Source organism: Pseudomonas sp. PHC1 (assembly GCF_046487845.1).
In the GTDB taxonomy this organism is placed as follows: Bacteria; Pseudomonadota; Gammaproteobacteria; order Pseudomonadales; family Pseudomonadaceae; genus Aquipseudomonas; species Aquipseudomonas sputi.
In genome coordinates this window covers 1-18,709 of record NZ_JBJXHJ010000022.1, presented here as the reverse complement: position 1 = coordinate 18,709, position 18,709 = coordinate 1, and the positions used below count along the sequence as shown (strand labels likewise).

Sequence of the window (18,709 nt, the reverse complement as noted above, 5' to 3'; positions counted from 1 at the left end):
TTCCCAGCCTATAGAAGGAAAGCCAATCGATGCCGCAGGTGGATCCCGAACTCTTCGACCGCGGCCAGTTCCAGGCTGAACTGGCCCTGAAAGCGAGTCCCATCGCGGCGTTCAAGAAGGCGATTCGCCAGGCCCGCGAAGTGCTCGATGCGCGCTTTCGCGCCGGTCGTGATATCCGGCGACTGATCGAAGACCGGGCCTGGTTCGTCGACAACATCCTGCAAAAGGCCTGGGAACAGTTCGACTGGAGCGAAGACGCCGACATCGCGCTGGTCGCGGTCGGCGGCTACGGTCGCGGCGAATTGCACCCCTATTCCGACATCGACCTGTTGATCCTGCTGGACAGCGCCGACCACGAAATCTTCCGTGATTCCATCGAGCGTTTTCTGACGCTGCTGTGGGACATCGGCCTGGAAGTCGGTCAGAGCGTTCGCTCGGTCGACGAGTGCGCCGAAGAGGCCCGTGCTGACCTGACGGTGGTCACCAACCTGATGGAAAGCCGCACCATCTGCGGCCCCGAGCGCTTGCGCCAGCGCATGCTCGACGTCACCAGCACCGCACACATGTGGCCGAGCAAGGAGTTCTTCCTGGCCAAGCGCGCCGAGCAGAAGGCTCGCCACCACAAGTACAACGACACCGAATACAACCTGGAACCCAACGTCAAAGGCTCGCCCGGCGGACTGCGGGATATCCAGACGATTCTGTGGGTGGCCCGTCGTCAGTACGGCACCCTGAACCTGCGCGCCCTGGCCGGGGAAGGGTTTCTGGTCGAGAGTGAAAACGCCCTGCTGGCGTCCTCCCAGGAATTCCTCTGGAAGGTGCGTTACGCCCTGCACATGCTCGCCGGTCGCTCCGAGGACCGCCTGCTGTTCGATCACCAGCGCACCATCGCCGGGCTGCTGGGATTTGAAGGCGACGACGCCAAACAGGCCGTCGAAAACTTCATGCAGCAGTATTTCCGCGTGGTGATGAGCATCGCCCAGCTCAGCGACCTGATCATCCAGCATTTCGAGGAAGTCATCCTCGCCCCGGAAGACGAAGCGCCGCCACAGCCGATCAACTCGCGCTTCCAACTGCACGACGGCTACATCGAGGCGCGCAACGACAATGTGTTCCGCCGCACGCCGTTCGCCATGCTCGAGATCTTCGTGTTGATGGCCCAGCAGCCGGAAATCAAAGGCGTACGCGCCGACACCATTCGTCTGCTGCGGGAAAATCGTCACCTGATCGACGACAACTTCCGCAACGACATCCGCAACACCAGCCTGTTCATCGAGCTGTTCAAATGCAAGATCGGCATCCACCGCAACCTGCGGCGGATGAACCGCTACGGCATTCTCGGGCGCTATCTGCCGGAATTCGGCTTCATCGTCGGGCAGATGCAGCACGACCTGTTCCACATCTATACGGTCGATGCGCACACGCTGAACCTGATCAAGCACCTGCGCAAATTGCAGTACACCCAGGTGTCGGAGAAATTCCCGCTGGCCGCCAAGCTCATGGCGAAACTGCCCAAGCCTGAACTCATTTATATGGCGGGCCTGTACCACGACATCGGCAAGGGCCGGCATGGCGATCACTCGGAAATCGGCGCGGTGGATGCCGAGGCGTTCTGCCAGCGCCATCAACTGCCGGTGTGGGACAGTCGCCTGATCGTCTGGCTGGTGCAGAACCACCTGGTGATGTCGACCACCGCCCAGCGCAAGGATTTGTCCGACCCGCAGGTCATCCATGACTTCGCGCTGGCGGTCGGCGACGAAACCCGTCTCGACTACCTGTACGTGCTGACCGTGGCCGACATCAATGCGACCAACCCGACCCTGTGGAACTCGTGGCGCGCCAGCCTGTTGCGCCAGCTCTACACCGAGACCAAGCGTGCCCTGCGCCGTGGCCTGGAGAATCCGGTGGATCGCGAAGAGCAGATCCGCCAGACCCAGAGTGCGGCGCTGGATATCCTGGTACGCGGCGGCACAGACCCGGACGACGTCGAGCAGTTGTGGGCGCAGCTGGGCGACGACTACTTCCTGCGTCACACCGCCGGCGACGTGGCCTGGCACACCGACGCCATTCTCCAGCAACCGGCCGACGGCGGTCCGCTGGTGCTGATCAAGGAAACCACCCAGCGCGAATTCGAGGGCGGCACGCAGATCTTCATCTATGCACCGGACCAGCACGACTTCTTTGCCGTGACCGTGGCCGCGATGGACCAGCTCAACCTGAACATTCACGACGCCCGGGTCATCACGTCCAGCAGCCAGTTCACCCTCGACACCTACATCGTGCTCGACACCGATGGCGACTCGATCGGCGACAACCCGGTCCGGGTCAAGCAGATTCGCGAGGGCCTGACCGAAGCGCTGCGCAACCCCGCCGACTACCCGACGATCATCCAGCGTCGGGTGCCGCGCCAGCTCAAGCATTTCGCGTTCGCCCCGCAAGTGACGATCCACAACGACGCACAGCGCCCAGTGACGGTGCTGGAACTCACGGCACCCGATCGTCCGGGCCTGCTGGCACGGGTCGGCGGGATTTTCCTCGAGTTCGACCTGTCGCTGCAGAACGCCAAGATCGCCACCCTGGGCGAGCGGGTGGAAGACGTGTTCTTCATCACCGACGCCCACAATCAACCGCTGTCCGACCCGCTGCTATGCAGCCGTTTGCAAGATGCCATCGTCGAACAGTTGAGCGTCAATCAGGAACCCGATATCAAACTGTCGCGCATCAGCATTTGATTGCGCGCCCGGATTCAACCGCTTTGCACGAGATCCCGCACCGATGAACAACGCTCTGTCCCAGCTTCAGCCCTACCCGTTCGAAAAGCTCCGCGCCCTGCTCGGCAGCGTCACGCCAAACCCGGACAAGCGCCCGATCGCGCTGTCCATCGGCGAACCGAAGCATCGCTCGCCGAGTTTTGTCGCCGAGGCGCTGGCGAACAATCTGGATCAGATGGCGGTGTACCCGACCACCCTCGGCATCCCGGCCCTGCGCGAAGCCATCGCCGCCTGGTGCGAGCGGCGTTTCAGCGTACCGAGCGGCTGGATCGACCCGGCGCGTAACGTGCTGCCGGTCAACGGCACCCGTGAAGCGCTGTTCGCCTTCACCCAGACCGTGGTCAACCGTGGCGACGACGCACTGGTGGTCAGCCCGAACCCGTTCTATCAGATCTACGAAGGTGCGGCATTCCTCGCCGGAGCCAAGCCGCACTACCTGCCGTGCCTGGACGAGAACGGCTTCAACCCGGACTTCGACGCGGTATCGCCTGATATCTGGAAGCGCTGCCAGATCCTCTTTCTGTGCTCGCCGGGCAACCCGACCGGCGCGCTGATCCCGGTCGACGTGCTGAAAAAGCTGATCGCCCTGGCCGACGAATACGACTTCGTGATCGCCGCCGACGAGTGCTACAGCGAACTGTACTTCGACGAACAGACACCGCCGCCGGGCCTGCTCAGCGCCTGCGCCGAACTGGGCCGCAAGGACTTCAAGCGCTGCGTGGTGTTCCACAGCCTGTCCAAGCGCTCGAACCTGCCGGGGCTGCGTTCCGGTTTCGTTGCCGGCGATGCCGACATCCTCAAGGGCTTCCTGCTGTACCGCACCTATCACGGTTGCGCGATGCCGGTCCAAACCCAACTGGCCAGCGTTGCCGCGTGGAATGATGAAGTGCATGTGCGCGCCAACCGTGCGCTATATCGCGAGAAGTTCGATGCCGTGCTGGCCATCCTGAGCCCGGTGATGGATGTACAACGTCCGGATGGCAGCTTCTACCTGTGGCCGAACGTGCAAGGCGACGACGCAGCGTTCTGCCGAGACCTGTTTGCCGAAGAGCATGTGACCGTGGTGCCGGGTTCGTACCTGTCCCGCGATGTCGACGGGGTCAACCCCGGGGCCGGTCGGGTGCGCATGGCACTGGTCGCGCCGCTGGCAGAGTGTGTGGAAGCGGCCGAACGCATCCGCGATTTCGTCCTGCGCCACAAGTAAGGCCTGAGCGCCCGGGCCGGGCAATCCGGCACGGGCGTTTCATACATCGGGTTACAGATCCTCCAACTATTTACTCCACTCGCCTGCCGGTCGGACGTTAGTCTTGAGCCGCGTATATCGCTGCACCCAAATAAACTCAAAACGTTAACTTCAAGGAAGAAGTGAACATGAACGACCTGCTGGATTGCCAACTCATTCAATGGCCCGATGATCAAGCCGCTTACATGGCGGCAATCAATGAAAACCCCGCCAATGCCGGTAATACTACCGGCACCCGACGCAAACGCTCAGTCTTTGACTATTCAAAACTATGGGCCAACGGTAGAACCTTGAAAATTGCATTCATGGACTCACCCGACACCGACCACAAGAACAGGATTATCGCTGCGGCCAGTCAGTGGTTACCGTTCATCAACCTGAAGTTTGAATTTGTCGATGATCTGAAGGGCGACATCCGGATTGCGACAAAAAACAATGACAACAGCTCGATGCTGGGAACCGATGCGCTGTTGATCCACCCCGACCATCCCACCATGAACCTGGGCGTCAAACCGGAACATGAAGACTTTGAAGTGATCGTGATCCACGAATTCGGTCACGCACTCGGTGCGATGCACGAACATCAGCACCCAAGGGCCAATATTCCGTGGGATAAGCCAAAGGTATATGAGTTCTACAAAAATCGCGAAATGAACCCGCTGACCGAGGAGCAGGTCGATAGGAACCTGTTCGCGTCCTTCCACACGCCGGACGCGATCTACACCTCCTACGACCGAAAATCGATCATGCACCACCCGGTGGCAAACACATTGACGGTGGGCAACTGGGAAGTACCGATCAACCGTCGGATCAGCAAGAAGGACAAGCGTCTTATGAGACTTCTTTATCCGAAATAAACAATAAAACTCAAACAAAAACAGTTTGCGAGGCGCAACACCTCGCAAACTTTCTTATCACGCAACACAACCACTCAAGCTGAAGCCCTACCTCATCAACACCCTCCACTAACTTAAACGCTACCCACATCCAGAGTGTGAGGCGTGAGTTCCCCCTAGCCGCGTTTAATGCTCCCGGGGGATTCAGATTCTACGCAAGCTTGACGGCAAGACAACTCGAACAAATACCTCACCCCTACAAACTCCCAACAACACACTCCCCTTCAAACTAGCGCAACAACTTGAAAACCCTAACCAATGGACAAAGAATAAAAAAATAAAATAACTTGGCCGCTCTCCAACAACCATGAATCATTAATCATGAATATCGCAAAGCCTTGTAAAATCCCCGTCAACACTGACCCCATAGCCTCCTACAATGCCGCTATAAACGAACGCTCCGACAACGACATCAGCAGTCAAAACCGAAGAAAGCGCAGCATTGGTGCACACACCAAATATTGGAAGACAGGTAAAACACTGAAAATACTCGTCTATCGTTTTAACGAGCATTCATTTGAAGCTGTAAAAAAAGGCGCAAGCAAATGGTTGCCCTACGTTAATTTAAAATTCGATTTCTTCGAAATGGATGAGGAAGACATTTACGGTTCCGACGAGTTTCTCGGGGACATTCGAGTAGACTTTCAGCCCTTGATGAACGACGCCGGCAGTTCCAGGATCGGTACCGACGCACTTACTGGCGACCCCCAAAACCCGTCCATGACCTTAGGAATAAATTTCGACTCAAGCAATTATGAGACCACGGTTATTCATGAGTTTGGCCATGCCCTCGGCATGCTGCATGAGCATCAACATCCGGACGCCGAGATACCCTGGAACCGGGAACAGACCTATCTCTACTTTTCTTCCCTTGGTTTTTCACGCACTGAAGTCGACACCCAGGTATTTCAGCGCGAGCGCGTTCCCGGCCAGACATATACACCCTACGACCGAGATTCAGTCATGCATTACTACATCTCCAACAGCATCACCGACGGCGACTGGCACCAACCCTTGAATAACACAATCAGCCAGGGAGATATCGCGTTCATGCGCAAGATTTACCCGGCAGATTAAAACTCAACAATCAGCCTTTGACTAAATAGAACACAAGCCTCACGTTTCTCAACTACTTGACCTGACCGAGATTGGCCTCACTCAGATCCAATTCGCCCAATACTTCACGCAGCACGTCATCACCAATCTGGTGCTGACGACTGAGGCTGTACAACTCAAGGCGTTGCGCGCGCAGCGCCTTGAGGCGAAGTCGGCGTTCCAGCAGATCCATCTGGAACGCCAGCGCCTGGGCTTCGGCAGAGTCGTTGAACACCTCCAGCTGATGGCGATACTCGGACATGATCCGCGCCTTGAGCTCCGCCGCCAGCGCGGCTTGCGCGGCGTCCTGCGGGCTGACTTCTTCGATCTCCAGCGCATGGATCGCAGCTTCCGCCGTCTTGCGCCAGGCGTCGCGCACTTCCTGACGGCGTTTGTCGTCCGGACTTTTTTCGATGCCGCGCAACAACAACGGCAGTGCAATACACGCCGCCACCAGCGACAACAGGATCACCCCGGCAGCAATGAAGATCAGCAGATCGCGCTCGGGAAATGCCTCAGAGCCCATCAACATCGGAACCGACATCACACCGGCCAATGTGACCGCCCCGCGTACCCCGCCCACGGTCAGCAGCCAGCAGGACCGGGCGGTCGGCACCTGCGTCAGATCCCCCTTGCCCCGCAAGCGACGCAACAGCACCGACAGACGCCAGATGCTTTGCACCCAGATGAAGCGCAACAACACCAGCGCCAGGAAAATCGCGACCACATCAAGACAGCGATAGAACAGGGTCGGCCACAGTGACGTCTCGTGGCTGACTACCGCCTTGATGATGTCCGGCAATTGCAGCCCCAGCAGCAGGAAAATCAGGCCGTTGAAAGCGAACTCCAGCAACGACCAGACACTGCGATTGAGCAACCGGGTGCTGGTCTGGCGCGGCAGCAGATCGAGCCAGCTCTGCATCATCCCCGCCGCCACCGCCGAAAGAATGCCCGACGCGCCGAGTCGTTCGGCCAGCACGTAAGCGGCAAACGGCAGCAGCAACATGAACACCACGTGGGTCGCCGGATCGTCCCAGCCCCGGGCGATCATCCAGGCGCGCAACCGGCCGACCAACCAGCTCAGTGCCACCCCGACCGCCAGACCGCCGACCGCGACCAGCACGAAGGTCAGGCTGGCATTGGCCAGGGAAAACGCACCGGTGACCGCCGCGACCAGCGCGAACTTGAATGTCACCAGACCCGAGGCATCGTTCATCAGCGCCTCGCCCTGCAACATGTGCATCAGCGGCGTGGGCAAGCGGTTCTGCGAAATGGCCGAGACCGCCACGGCATCGGTCGGCGACAGCACCGCCGCCAGCGCAAAGGCCACCGGCAAGGGAATCGTCGGCAGCAGCCAATGAATGAAGTAGCCGGCACCGACCACGGTAAACAGCACCAAGCCGACCGCCAGCGTCAACACCGGCCCGCGCAGACGCCATAACTCACGCTTGGGCATGCGCCAGCCATCGGAAAACAGCAGCGGTGGCAGGAACAGAAACAGGAACAGTTCGGGATCAAGAGCCACGTGCAGGCCAAGGGTCGGCCAGGCCAGCAAGGCACCGGCAGCAATCTGTACCAGGGGCAGTGGAAGTGGAATCACCCGTCCCACGAGGCGCGAAACACTGACCAGCATCAGCAGGATCAGGACGGTATAAGCGGTTTGCATAAAGCGGAAATCCCGGACAATCGACAGCATTGAACTGCCATATTAGCCGCTTAGGCTGTGCGTGACCGTTGCACCTATGTCGCAGGCGTCTACAGCAAAAGCAACCTCTGCGCCGCGAAACCGTCCGGTCATGGCATAATCCGACACCATTTTTTTCCAGCACCTGCAAAGGGGGCAATTCCTTGACCGTTTCAAGCAAAACGTTGCACCTTTTCGGCATCAAAGCCTGCGACACCATGAAAAAGGCGCGCACCTGGCTCGATGAACACGCTGTCAGCTATGACTTCCACGATTACAAGACCGCCGGCATTGACCGTGAACACTTGACCCAATGGTGCGACGAGCATGGCTGGCAAACGGTGTTGAACCGCGCAGGCACGACCTTTCGCAAACTCGACGACGAACGCAAAGCCGATCTCGACCAGTCGAAAGCCATCGAACTGATGCTCGCTCAACCCTCGATGATCAAGCGCCCGGTGCTCGATCTCGGTGACCGAACCCTGATTGGCTTCAAGCCAGACATCTACGCGGCCGCCCTCAAGTAAGCAGCCCGTCACATTTTGTAGAGGTATTCACATGTCCAACTCCCTGTTCAGTATTGCCTTCGGCGTCGGCACCCAGAACCGTCAAGGCGCGTGGCTGGAAGTGTTCTACGCCCAACCGCTGTTGAACCCTTCGGCCGAACTGGTCGCCGCTGTCGCACCGATCCTCGGCTACACCGAAGGCAACCAGGCCATCACCTTCACCACCGCACAGGCTGCGCAGCTGGCTGAAGCCGTGAAAGGCATCGACGCGGTCCAAGGCAAGCTGCTGACCCGTCTGGCCGAAAGCCACAAGCCGCTGGTCGCCACCCTGCTGGCCGAAGACGCACAACTGACTTCGACCCCTGAGGCCTACCTCAAGCTGCACCTGCTGTCCCATCGCCTGGTCAAGCCGCACGGCGTGAGCCTGGCCGGGATCTTCCCGCTGCTGCCAAACGTGGCCTGGACCAGCCAGGGCGCGATCGACCTGAGCGAACTGGCCGAGGTGCAACTCGAAGCCCGTCTGCGCGGCGAGCTGCTGGAAGTGTTCTCGGTGGACAAGTTCCCGAAAATGACCGACTACGTGGTACCGGCCGGCGTGCGTATCGCTGACGCCGCGCGTCTGCGTCTGGGCGCCTACGTGGGCGAAGGCACCACCGTGATGCACGAAGGATTCATCAACTTCAACGCCGGCACCGAAGGCCCGGGCATGATCGAAGGCCGCGTCTCCGCTGGCGTGTTCGTCGGCAAGGGTTCGGATCTGGGCGGCGGCTGCTCGACCATGGGCACCCTGTCGGGCGGCGGCAACATCGTGATCAAGGTCGGCGAAGGCTGCCTGATCGGCGCCAATGCCGGTATCGGTATCCCGCTGGGCGACCGCAACACCGTGGAGTCGGGCCTGTACGTGACCGCCGGCACCAAAGTCGCGCTGCTGGACGAGCACAACAACCTGGTCAAAGTGGTCAAGGCCCGTGAACTGGCCGGTCAGACCGACCTGCTGTTCCGTCGCAATTCGGAAACCGGTGCCGTGGAATGCAAGACCCACAAATCGGCGATCGAACTGAACGAAGCGCTGCACGCGCACAACTAAGCGCCGCTGTGACCTCCTGTGGGAGCGGGCTTGCTCGCGAATACGGTGTGTCAGTCACCCGTTACTTCGACTGACACGACGCATTCGCGAGCTAGCCCGCTCCCACAAGGTTCGGTGTACACCCGCCCAAGTTCACAGGGCTGAACAGATGATGATTCCCTCCCCCTGGCGCGCCGACTTTCCGGCGATCGCCGCCCTGCAACGGCAAGACCAGACTTACCTGGACAACGCCGCCACCACGCAAAAACCCCAGGCCCTGCTCGACGCGCTGGCGCATTACTACGCCAATGGCGCGGCCAACGTGCACCGTGCCCAGCACCTGCCTGGCGCCCACGCGACGCAGGCGTTCGAGGACAGTCGCCTGAAGGTTGCCCAGTGGCTGAATGCCGGTGACAGCGGGCAGGTCATCTTCACCCACGGCGCCACCAGCGCGCTGAATCTCCTGGCTTATGGCCTGGAACACCTTTTCCATCCGGGCGACGAAATTGTCATCAGCGCCCTGGAGCATCACGCCAACCTGCTGCCGTGGCAGCAGCTGGCGCAACGTCGCGACCTGAAGCTGGTAATCCTGCCGCTGGACGATGACGGCGTGATCGACCTCGCTGCTGCCGTTCACCTGATCGGCCCGCGCACTCGCTTGCTGGCAGTCAGCCAGTTGTCCAACGTGCTCGGTGCCTGGCAACCGTTGCCGGCGCTGCTGGCGATGGCCAAGGCGCATAACGCGCTGACGGTGGTCGACGGCGCCCAAGGCGTGGTCCACGGCCGGCACGATGTGCAGGCGCTGGGTTGCGACTTTTACGTGTTTTCCAGCCACAAGCTGTACGGCCCCGATGGCCTTGGCGTGCTGTTCGGACGCAACGCAGCGCTCGAGCAACTGCGGCCGTGGCAGTTCGGTGGCGAAATGGTGCTGGAAGCCAATTATCACGAATCCCGTTTCCGTCCGGCGCCACTGGGTTTCGAAGCCGGAACGCCACCGATTGCCAGTGTGATCGGCCTCGGTGCGACCCTCGACTATCTGGCCGGACTGGATCAGGACGCGGTGTCCGCCCACGAAGCTGCGCTGCACGATTACCTGTTACGCGGCCTCGCCGCCCGCAACGGCATTCGCCTGCTGGGCAAGCCGCAACTGGCGCTGGCCAGTTTTGTCGTCGAAGGTGTGCACAACGCCGATCTGGCGCATTTGCTGACTGAACAAGGCATTGCCGTGCGTGCCGGGCATCACTGCGCGATGCCGCTGCTCAAGCGTTTCGAATTGGCCGGGGCGATTCGCGTGTCGCTGGCGTTGTACAACGATTCCGAAGATCTGGAACGCTTCTTTGAAGCGCTGGATCAGGCGCTGGAGCTGTTGCGATGAGCCTGCCGGTCGAGGCCGCCGACGCGCTGCAAACGTTTCAGAACGCAGCTGGTTGGGAACAGCGGGCGCGGCTGTTGATGCAATTTGGTGACCGTCTGCCGCCGTTGAGCGATGCAGACAAGTGCGAGGCCAATCGGGTGCATGGCTGTGAAAGTCAGGTGTGGCTGATTGGCGAATTGCGCGACGGTCACTGGCAGTTCGCGGCGAGCAGCGATGCGCGGATGATTCGCGGATTGGTGGCGTTGCTGCTGTTGCGGGTCAATGGCTTGACCGCCGACGAGTTGCGGCTGGTGGATCTGCCGGACTGGTTCAATCAGTTGGGACTGTCGCGGCAGTTGTCGCCTTCGCGCAGCAATGGCTTGAATGCTGTGTTGCAGCGGATGCGTGAACTCGCCCCTGACTGATCGTTCCCACGCGGAGCGTGGGAACGATCAGTCACGCAGCCCTGGGCTTCAGGCCTGAGGCTTGACCCGATCCGCCGGTCGCCGCACGCCCGCCACGATTTTGTCCACAGCCTTGGTCGCCGCGACCATACCGAACGTCGCCGTCACCATCATCACCGCACCGAACCCGCCAGCGCAGTCCAGCTTCACGCCGTCGCCGACAAAACTCTTCTGCAGGCAAATGCTGCCGTCCGGTTTCGGATAGCGCAGCTGTTCGGTGGAGAACACGCATGGCACGCTGTAATGGCGGGTCACGGTGCGCGAAAAACCGTAGTCACGGCGCAGGGTCGAACGCACTTTCGAGGCCAGTGGATCGTTGAAGGTGCGGTTGAGGTCGCAGACCTGAATCAGCGTCGGATCGATCTGCCCGCCGGCGCCGCCGGTAGTGATGATCTGGATTTTGCGGCGCTTGCACCAGGCGATCAGCGCCGCCTTGGCGTTGACCGCGTCGATGCAGTCGATCACGCAGTCGATGTTCGGCGTGATGTATTCGGCCATGGTGTCGCGGGTGACGAAATCCGCCACGGCGTGCACCGTGCAGTCCGGGTTGATCCCGCGCAGACGCTCGGCCATCACCTCGACCTTGGGCTTGCCGACGGTGCTGTCCAGCGCGTGCAACTGGCGGTTGGCGTTGCTGACGCAGACGTCGTCGAGGTCGAACAGCGAAATCTCGCCCACCCCGCAACGGGCCATGGCTTCCGCCGCCCAGGAACCGACGCCGCCAACGCCGACAATCGCCACATGGGCTGCACGCAGGCGCTCGAGGCCCTCGATGCCATATAAACGGGCGATGCCTGCAAACCGCGGATCTTCTGTACTCATGACCATTACCCTGAAAACCGGCGCGCATTATAGGACTACGCAGCGACAAGTTTTAAGCTTCACGCTACAAGTGTAAGAACTTAAGTCAAAGTGGATTGCCCAACGTCCGGCATTTCCCTGTCTCTTGTAGGACTCGGCGAACTGCCGGTGTAGGATGCGCGCCCTCTTGGCGTCAACCAGCCGACCCTTCGTTCCACAGCCTTTGGAACCCGACACAGCTATGTCATCGCGTAAATTTGGACTCAACCTGGTGGTGGTTCTGGCAATCGCCGCCCTGTTCACCGGTTTCTGGGCACTGATCAACCGCCCCGTCTCCGCGCCGAACTGGCCGGAGCAGATCTCCGGTTTCTCCTATTCACCGTTCCAGCAGGGACAGTTCCCGCAGAAAGATCAGTATCCGTCCGACGATGAAATGCGCCGCGACCTGGAGATCATGAGCAAGCTGACGGACAACATCCGTATCTACTCGGTCGACGGCTCTCTGCAGGACATCCCGAAACTGGCGGAAGAATTCGGCCTTCGCGTTACCCTCGGGATCTGGATCAGCCCAGACCAGGAGCGCAACGAGCGCGAAATCACCCGCGCCATCGAACTGGCCAACACCTCGCGCAGCGTGGTTCGCGTGGTGGTCGGTAACGAAGCGATCTTCCGCAAGGAAATCACTGCCCAGGAACTCAGCGTGTTGCTCGACCGCGTGCGCGCGGCAGTCAAAGTGCCGGTGACCACCTCCGAACAGTGGCACGTCTGGGAAGAGCACCCGGAGCTGGCCAAGCACGTCGACCTGATCGCCGCCCACGTGCTGCCTTACTGGGAATTCATTCCGGTGGACAAGGCCGGGCAGTTCGTTTTCGACCGCGCCCGCGACCTGAAAAAGATGTTCCCGAAAAAACCGCTGCTGCTGTCCGAAGTGGGCTGGCCGAGCAACGGCCGCATGCGCGGTGGCGCCGATGCGTCGCCGGCGGATCAGGCGATCTACCTGCGCACGCTGGTCAACAAACTCAACCGCCAGGGCTTCAACTACTTCGTGATCGAAGCGTTTGACCAGCCGTGGAAGGCCAGCGACGAAGGTTCGGTCGGCGCCTACTGGGGCGTGTTCAACGCCGCGCGCCAACAGAAATTCAACTTCGAAGGCCCGGTGGTGGCGATCCCGCAGTGGCGCGTGCTGGCCATCGGTTCGGTGGTGTTGGCGCTGCTGTCGCTGACCCTGCTGATGATCGACGGCTCGGCCCTGCGTCAACGTGGTCGTACCTTCCTGACCTTTATCGCGTTCCTCTGCGGTTCGGTGCTGGTGTGGATCGGTTACGACTACAGCCAGCAATACAGCACGTGGTTCAGCCTGACGGTGGGTTTCCTGCTGGCGCTCGGTGCGCTCGGGGTGTTCATCGTATTGCTGACCGAGGCCCACGAACTGGCCGAAGCGGTGTGGATCCACAAACGCCGCCGTGAATTCCTGCCGGTGGTCGGCGATTCGGACTACCGCCCGAAAGTCTCGATCCACGTACCCTGCTACAACGAGCCGCCGGAAATGGTCAAACAGACCCTCAACGCCCTGGCCAACCTCGACTATCCGGATTTCGAAGTCCTGATCATCGACAACAACACCAAGGACCCGGCGGTCTGGGAGCCGGTGCGCGACTACTGCGAAACCCTCGGCCCGCGCTTCAAGTTCTTCCACGTCTCGCCCCTGGCCGGTTTCAAGGGTGGCGCGCTGAACTACCTGATCCCGCACACCGCCAAGGACGCCGAAGTGATCGCGGTGATCGACTCCGACTACTGCGTGCACCCGAACTGGCTCAAGCACATGGTGCCGCACTTCGCCGACCCGAAAATCGCCGTGGTGCAGTCGCCGCAGGATTACCGCGACCAGAACGAAAGCACCTTCAAGAAGCTCTGCTACGCCGAATACAAAGGCTTCTTCCACATCGGCATGGTCACCCGCAACGACCGCGACGCGATCATCCAGCACGGTACCATGACCATGACCCGTCGCTCGGTTCTGGAAGAACTGGGCTGGGCCGACTGGTGCATCTGTGAAGACGCCGAACTGGGTCTGCGGGTATTCGAGAAAGGCCTGTCGGCGGCGTATTACCACGACAGTTACGGCAAGGGTCTGATGCCGGACACCTTCATCGACTTCAAGAAGCAGCGTTTCCGCTGGGCCTACGGCGCGATCCAGATCATCAAGCGTCACACCCGCAGCCTGCTGCGCGGCAAAGACACCGAGCTGACGCGCGGCCAGCGTTACCACTTCCTCGCGGGCTGGCTGCCGTGGGTGGCGGACGGCATGAACATCTTCTTCACCGTCGGTGCGCTGCTGTGGTCGGCAGCGATGATCATCGTGCCGCAACGGGTCGATCCACCACTGCTGATTTTCGCGATCCCGCCGCTGGCGCTGTTCGTGTTCAAGGTCGGCAAGATCATCTTCCTCTATCGTCGCGCCGTCGGTGTGAACCTGAAAGATGCATTCTGCGCCGCACTGGCCGGTCTGGCGTTGTCGCATACCATCGCCAAAGCGGTGCTGTACGGCTTCTTCACCAGCAGCATTCCGTTCTTCCGCACCCCGAAAAACGCCGACAACCATGGTTTCTGGGTGGCGATTTCCGAGGCCCGGGAAGAGCTGTTCATCATGCTGCTGTTGTGGGGCGCGGCGCTGGGGATCTTCCTGGTGCAGGGCATTCCAAGCAACGACATGCGCTTCTGGGTGGCCATGCTGCTGGTGCAGTCGCTGCCGTACGTGGCGGCGCTGATCATGGCGTTCCTGTCGTCGCTGCCAAAACCTTCGGCGGCGCCTGAACCGGCACCCGTCGTCTAATTCCTCGACGAAGCACTAAACGGCGGCCAATGGTCGCCGTTTTGCTTTAAGATAACCGCCATTTTGCGCGCCTTGCCCCCAGCTTTCGGAGTTTCCCATGACGGCCCACGCCGACCTTTCGCCGACCCTCCAACTCGCCATCGACCTGATCCGCCGTCCGTCCGTGACGCCGGTCGACGCCGATTGCCAGAAGCAGATGATGCAGCGCCTGGGCGATGCCGGTTTCCAGCTGGAACCGATGCGCATCGAAGAAGTGGATAATTTCTGGGCGACTCACGGTAAAGGCGACGGCCCGGTGCTGTGCTTCGCCGGTCATACCGACGTGGTGCCGACCGGCCCGGTGACCGCCTGGCAGATCGACCCGTTCAATGCGGTGATCGACGAGCACGGCATGCTCTGCGGCCGTGGCGCGGCGGACATGAAAGGCAGCCTGGCCTCGATGACCGTAGCGGCCGAGCGTTTTGTCACCGACTACCCGGATCACAAGGGCAAGGTCGCCTTCCTGATCACCAGCGACGAAGAAGGCCCGGCGCATCACGGCACCAAGGCCGTGGTCGAGCGTCTGGCCGCCCGTAACGAGCGTCTGGACTGGTGCATCGTCGGCGAACCGTCGAGCACCGCGCTGGTGGGCGACGTGGTGAAGAACGGTCGTCGCGGCTCGCTCGGCGCCAAACTGACCGTGCGCGGTGTGCAGGGCCACGTGGCCTATCCGCACCTGGCGAAGAACCCGATCCACCTCGCCGCCCCGGCCCTGGCCGAGCTGGCCGCCGAGCATTGGGATCACGGCAACGATTTCTTCCCGCCGACCAGTTTCCAGATTTCCAACGTCAACTCCGGCACCGGCGCGACCAACGTGATTCCGGGCGATCTGGTGGCGGTGTTCAACTTCCGTTTTTCCACCGAGTCGACCGTTGAAGGCCTGCAGAAACGTGTCGCCGACATCCTCGACAAGCATGACCTGGACTGGCACATCGACTGGGCGCTGTCCGGTCTGCCGTTCCTCACCGAGCCGGGCGCGCTGCTCGACGCGGTGTCGTCGAGCATCAAGGACATCACCGGCCGCGAGACCAAGGCGTCCACCAGCGGCGGCACCTCCGACGGTCGTTTCATCGCGACCATGGGCACCCAGGTTGTTGAACTGGGCCCGGTCAACGCGACCATCCACCAGGTCAACGAGCGCGTACTGGCGGCCGATCTCGACGTGCTGACCGAGATCTACTACCAGACCCTGATCAAGTTGCTCGCCTGATGCTCGCGTGTCCGATCTGCAGTGAACCGTTGAACGCGGTGGACAACGGCGTGGCCTGCCCTGCCGGCCACCGCTTCGACCGTGCGCGCCAGGGTTACCTCAACCTGCTGCCGGTGCAGCACAAGAACAGCCGCGACCCCGGCGACAACCAGGCGATGGTCGAGGCCCGCCGCGACTTCCTCAACGCCGGGCATTACGCGCCGGTGGCCAAGCGTCTGGCGGAACTGGCGGCGGGTTATGCGCCGGCGCGCTGGGTCGATATCGGTTGTGGCGAGGGTTACTACACCGCGCAGATCGCCGAGGCCTTGCCCGATGCCGATGGCTACGCACTGGACATCTCGAAGGAGGCGGTCAAACGCGCCTGCAAACGCAACCCGGCGCTGACCTGGTTGATCGCCAGCATGGCCCGCGTGCCACTGGCTTCCGGCAGCTGCCAGTTTCTGGCCAGCGTTTTCAGTCCCTTGGACTGGGAAGAAGCCAAGCGCCTGCTCAGTGTCGGCGGCGGCCTGATGAAAGTCGGCCCGACCAGCGGCCATCTGATGGAACTGCGCGAACGGCTGTACGACGAAGTGCGCGAGTACACCGACGACAAACACCTGGCCCTGGTGCCGGAAGGCATGGCACTGGCGCACAGTGAAACCCTGGAATTCAAGCTGACGCTGGACAAGCCCGAGGATCGCGCCAACCTGCTGGCGATGACACCTCACGGCTGGCGCGCCAGTGCCGAGCGCCGCGCGGCGGTGATCGAACAGCCCGAGCCGTTCGTGACCACGGTCTCGATGCGCTACGATTATTTCGTTCTTCAATAACTTTTGGACTCGGGCGAGTGCCCGGGGCCGGCTAAATCCGCGAATGGATTTTTCAGACCCGCAGTGAGGATATCCATGCGCCAACCGGACATCGAGATTTACCTGAAAGACGCCGACGTCGACCACAAGGCCATTTCCGCCTGGCTGGGCGCCGCTCTCGGCCCGTGCAGCGACTGGGTACAGAAAGGTCAGACCTGGAAGTGCAAGGCCGGCAACATCCCGGTGACCTGGCTGCCGAAAGCCGTAGGCAAGTGGAACAGCCTGTACCTGGAAAGCGATGCGACCCCATGGGACGACGACATCGCCTGCGCCCGCGCCGCGTTTACCGCGCTGAACGTCGAAGTGCGCTGCGCACCGGGGACGTGGGTCGAGGAAGAAGGTGAGGAAACAGCGGATCGCTGGATTCGGATCAGCGTTGATGGTGAAGAGGAGATCACCTGGAAAACGGCCTGAGCCGTCTTTAGTGCCCGTTGATCCTGATGAATGCAGAATGAGCGGGCAGTCCGATCTCAGTCAGTTCCAGTTTCCCACTGCCTGATCAGCCTTGTTGTATTCGAACCGCGCTGACTCGGCATTTGTTCTGGGCAGCGTCAGTTTGATGACAGGGACAAGCCTGTTGGAATACTTGTAGAAATCCTGCTGGTTGAACTTGGCATCCGCCAAGCCGTTGCTCGTATAAAAAAACGCTTTGATTGGAATAGTCGTGTGGATGTTCTGTGGCCAAGTGGCCAGACGGATTTCATTCCATCCATTGAACGACTCGGCCCCCAGTAACTTCATGGCCAGAATCCCCTGATAAAACGCATTTGCAGCCAAAGCGCCCTGGTTAGATCGAACATTGAAACCACACTGCCGTTGGTATTTCCATCCGACAGGCCCCTGGTTGTAATGGGTAAGCCATCCCGCCGCCGTAGTAATCCCTTGCTGCTCGCAGGAACGGCTGACGCTGGGGTAATTACGAGAGACTCCGCAGCCTTGATCGGCGCGAATATCAGAGCCGCCGTCCAGCGGAAAAAAGCACAGTACGGGAATGTCAGCCATGCCCGCCGGGCGAAGCTGCCGATTGAAAAAGACAATTCCGCTGGTATTCGGATAATTCCACGGAAACGCCTTGAACAACGCGTCCTGGCGCAGATAGAAAAACGATACGCCACCGTTCTGCTGCGACAGCGGACTGGGATTCCAGGCACGATACGCCGCCCCGTTAATCGTTGCCCTTAATATCACACCAGAACAATCCACAGCAGGCGACGCAGCACTGCCACAGTTTTGCCGGGTATCGGCGTACTGCGCGTTAAGTTCATTGGCAGTTCGTTGCCCGTCACCTACCGACACCTCCCCGACAACCCGGATAGATAACGGTGGAGATGTAATCAGATTGCCCGCACCGCCTACCTTGTAGGAGTACGTCAGGCTGACCGTGCGCCCTTTGTTTTCAGCGAGCCATGCCCTGGGCAGTTTGAAGGTGTGAACACCCACCGTGGAAACCGTCTGAATCGGCGCGTCACGCAACGCCACACCCGTCAGCCGTACACCGACCGTGTCTCTCACTGCCAGGCTTGGATAGCTGACTTGCACATTGGCTTCAGCGCCGAGCGTATCGGCGTTCAGTTCGCCGGCCGGTGCTTCGGCCACCTTGAACACGCTCTGCCCCGGCGCGCCCACCACCCGGATGCTCAATGGTGAGGAGGTGATCAAGCCCCCGACACCGCCCACCTTGTAGGTGTAAGTCAGGCTGACCGTTCGACCCTTGTTTTCTACGAGCCATGCCTTGGGTAACTTGAACGTCAGAACACCCACCGTGGAGACCGTCTGAATGGGTGCATCGCGCAGCGCCACACCCGTCAGCCGTACACCGACGGTGTCTCTCACTGCCAGGCTTGGATAGCTGACTTGCACATTGGCTTCAGCGCCGAGCGTATCGGCGTTCAGTTCGCC

15 protein-coding genes are annotated in these 18,709 nt (G+C 60.7%); 12 read left to right on the top strand and 3 right to left on the bottom strand.

Translation table 11 applies throughout. The features are described 5' to 3' along the window. Positions 1 to 29 precede the first annotated feature (29 nt). The 4 genes from ACKJSM_RS22940 to ACKJSM_RS22925 all read left to right on the top strand — a co-directional run bounded on the left by ACKJSM_RS22940 (position 30) and on the right by ACKJSM_RS22925 (position 5,987). Positions 30 to 2,732 carry a [protein-PII] uridylyltransferase gene (locus ACKJSM_RS22940; RefSeq protein ID WP_236178329.1) on the top strand — a complete coding sequence of 901 codons (2,703 nt, stop codon included), beginning with the start codon at positions 30 to 32 and terminating at the stop codon, positions 2,730 to 2,732. A gap of 43 nt (positions 2,733 to 2,775) precedes the next feature. Continuing rightward, entirely contained in the window at positions 2,776 to 3,975 is a 1,200-nt protein-coding gene (gene dapC / locus ACKJSM_RS22935) for a succinyldiaminopimelate transaminase (RefSeq protein ID WP_236178328.1), read from the top strand. A 167-nt stretch (positions 3,976 to 4,142) separates the two neighbouring features. Continuing rightward, complete coding sequence (locus ACKJSM_RS22930) at positions 4,143 to 4,871, top strand: M12 family metallopeptidase (RefSeq protein ID WP_236178327.1); 729 nt, start codon at positions 4,143 to 4,145, stop codon at positions 4,869 to 4,871. A gap of 360 nt (positions 4,872 to 5,231) precedes the next feature. Further along, positions 5,232 to 5,987, top strand: a complete 756-nt coding sequence (locus ACKJSM_RS22925; RefSeq protein WP_236178326.1) for a M12 family metallopeptidase — start codon at positions 5,232 to 5,234, stop codon at positions 5,985 to 5,987. A 52-nt stretch (positions 5,988 to 6,039) separates the two neighbouring features. Here ACKJSM_RS22925 and ACKJSM_RS22920 read toward each other — a convergent pair whose 3' ends face one another. Beyond that, the gene (locus ACKJSM_RS22920) at positions 6,040 to 7,671 is read right to left on the bottom strand and encodes a Na+/H+ antiporter (protein WP_236178325.1); all 1,632 of its coding nucleotides are present in this window, start codon (positions 7,669 to 7,671) and stop codon (positions 6,040 to 6,042) included. 182 nt (positions 7,672 to 7,853) lie between these two features. Here ACKJSM_RS22920 and ACKJSM_RS22915 point away from each other — a divergent pair, with 182 nt between their 5' ends. From ACKJSM_RS22915 to ACKJSM_RS22900, 4 genes are all read left to right on the top strand, one after another. Continuing rightward, positions 7,854 to 8,216, top strand: a complete 363-nt coding sequence (locus tag ACKJSM_RS22915) for an ArsC family reductase (protein ID WP_003222107.1) — start codon at positions 7,854 to 7,856, stop codon at positions 8,214 to 8,216. A gap of 31 nt (positions 8,217 to 8,247) precedes the next feature. After that, positions 8,248 to 9,282, top strand: a complete 1,035-nt coding sequence (gene dapD, locus ACKJSM_RS22910) for a 2,3,4,5-tetrahydropyridine-2,6-dicarboxylate N-succinyltransferase (RefSeq protein ID WP_410238957.1) — start codon at positions 8,248 to 8,250, stop codon at positions 9,280 to 9,282. Positions 9,283 to 9,430: 148 nt separating this feature from the next. Beyond that, positions 9,431 to 10,636 (top strand): aminotransferase class V-fold PLP-dependent enzyme, encoded by a 1,206-nt coding sequence (locus tag ACKJSM_RS22905; RefSeq protein WP_410238956.1) that lies wholly within the window; start codon positions 9,431 to 9,433, stop codon positions 10,634 to 10,636. After that, complete coding sequence (locus ACKJSM_RS22900) at positions 10,633 to 11,040, top strand: SufE family protein (protein WP_236178323.1); 408 nt, start codon at positions 10,633 to 10,635, stop codon at positions 11,038 to 11,040. Before ACKJSM_RS22905 ends, ACKJSM_RS22900 begins: the two co-directional genes overlap by 4 nt. Before the next feature lie 48 nt (positions 11,041 to 11,088). Here the strand turns inward: ACKJSM_RS22900 and tcdA are convergent, their stop codons facing one another. Further along, entirely contained in the window at positions 11,089 to 11,907 is an 819-nt protein-coding gene (gene tcdA, locus ACKJSM_RS22895) for a tRNA cyclic N6-threonylcarbamoyladenosine(37) synthase TcdA (RefSeq protein WP_039762445.1), read from the bottom strand. A gap of 214 nt (positions 11,908 to 12,121) precedes the next feature. On the opposite strand from tcdA, the gene ACKJSM_RS22890 reads away from it, so the two are divergent. The 4 genes from ACKJSM_RS22890 to ACKJSM_RS22875 all read left to right on the top strand — a co-directional run bounded on the left by ACKJSM_RS22890 (position 12,122) and on the right by ACKJSM_RS22875 (position 17,224). Beyond that, entirely contained in the window at positions 12,122 to 14,713 is a 2,592-nt protein-coding gene (locus ACKJSM_RS22890; RefSeq protein ID WP_039769651.1) for a glycosyltransferase, read from the top strand. A 97-nt stretch (positions 14,714 to 14,810) separates the two neighbouring features. Beyond that, positions 14,811 to 15,962, top strand: coding sequence for a succinyl-diaminopimelate desuccinylase (dapE, locus tag ACKJSM_RS22885; protein ID WP_236178321.1), 1,152 nt, complete (start codon positions 14,811 to 14,813; stop codon positions 15,960 to 15,962). After that, positions 15,962 to 16,771, top strand: a complete 810-nt coding sequence (locus ACKJSM_RS22880; protein WP_236178320.1) for a putative RNA methyltransferase — start codon at positions 15,962 to 15,964, stop codon at positions 16,769 to 16,771. Before dapE ends, ACKJSM_RS22880 begins: the two co-directional genes overlap by 1 nt. A gap of 75 nt (positions 16,772 to 16,846) precedes the next feature. Then, entirely contained in the window at positions 16,847 to 17,224 is a 378-nt protein-coding gene (locus ACKJSM_RS22875) for a hypothetical protein (RefSeq protein ID WP_236178319.1), read from the top strand. A gap of 60 nt (positions 17,225 to 17,284) precedes the next feature. Here the strand turns inward: ACKJSM_RS22875 and ACKJSM_RS22870 are convergent. Continuing rightward, positions 17,285 to 18,709, bottom strand: a 1,425-nt coding sequence (locus ACKJSM_RS22870; protein ID WP_410238955.1) for a hypothetical protein, incomplete at its 5' end; no start/stop codon positions are given.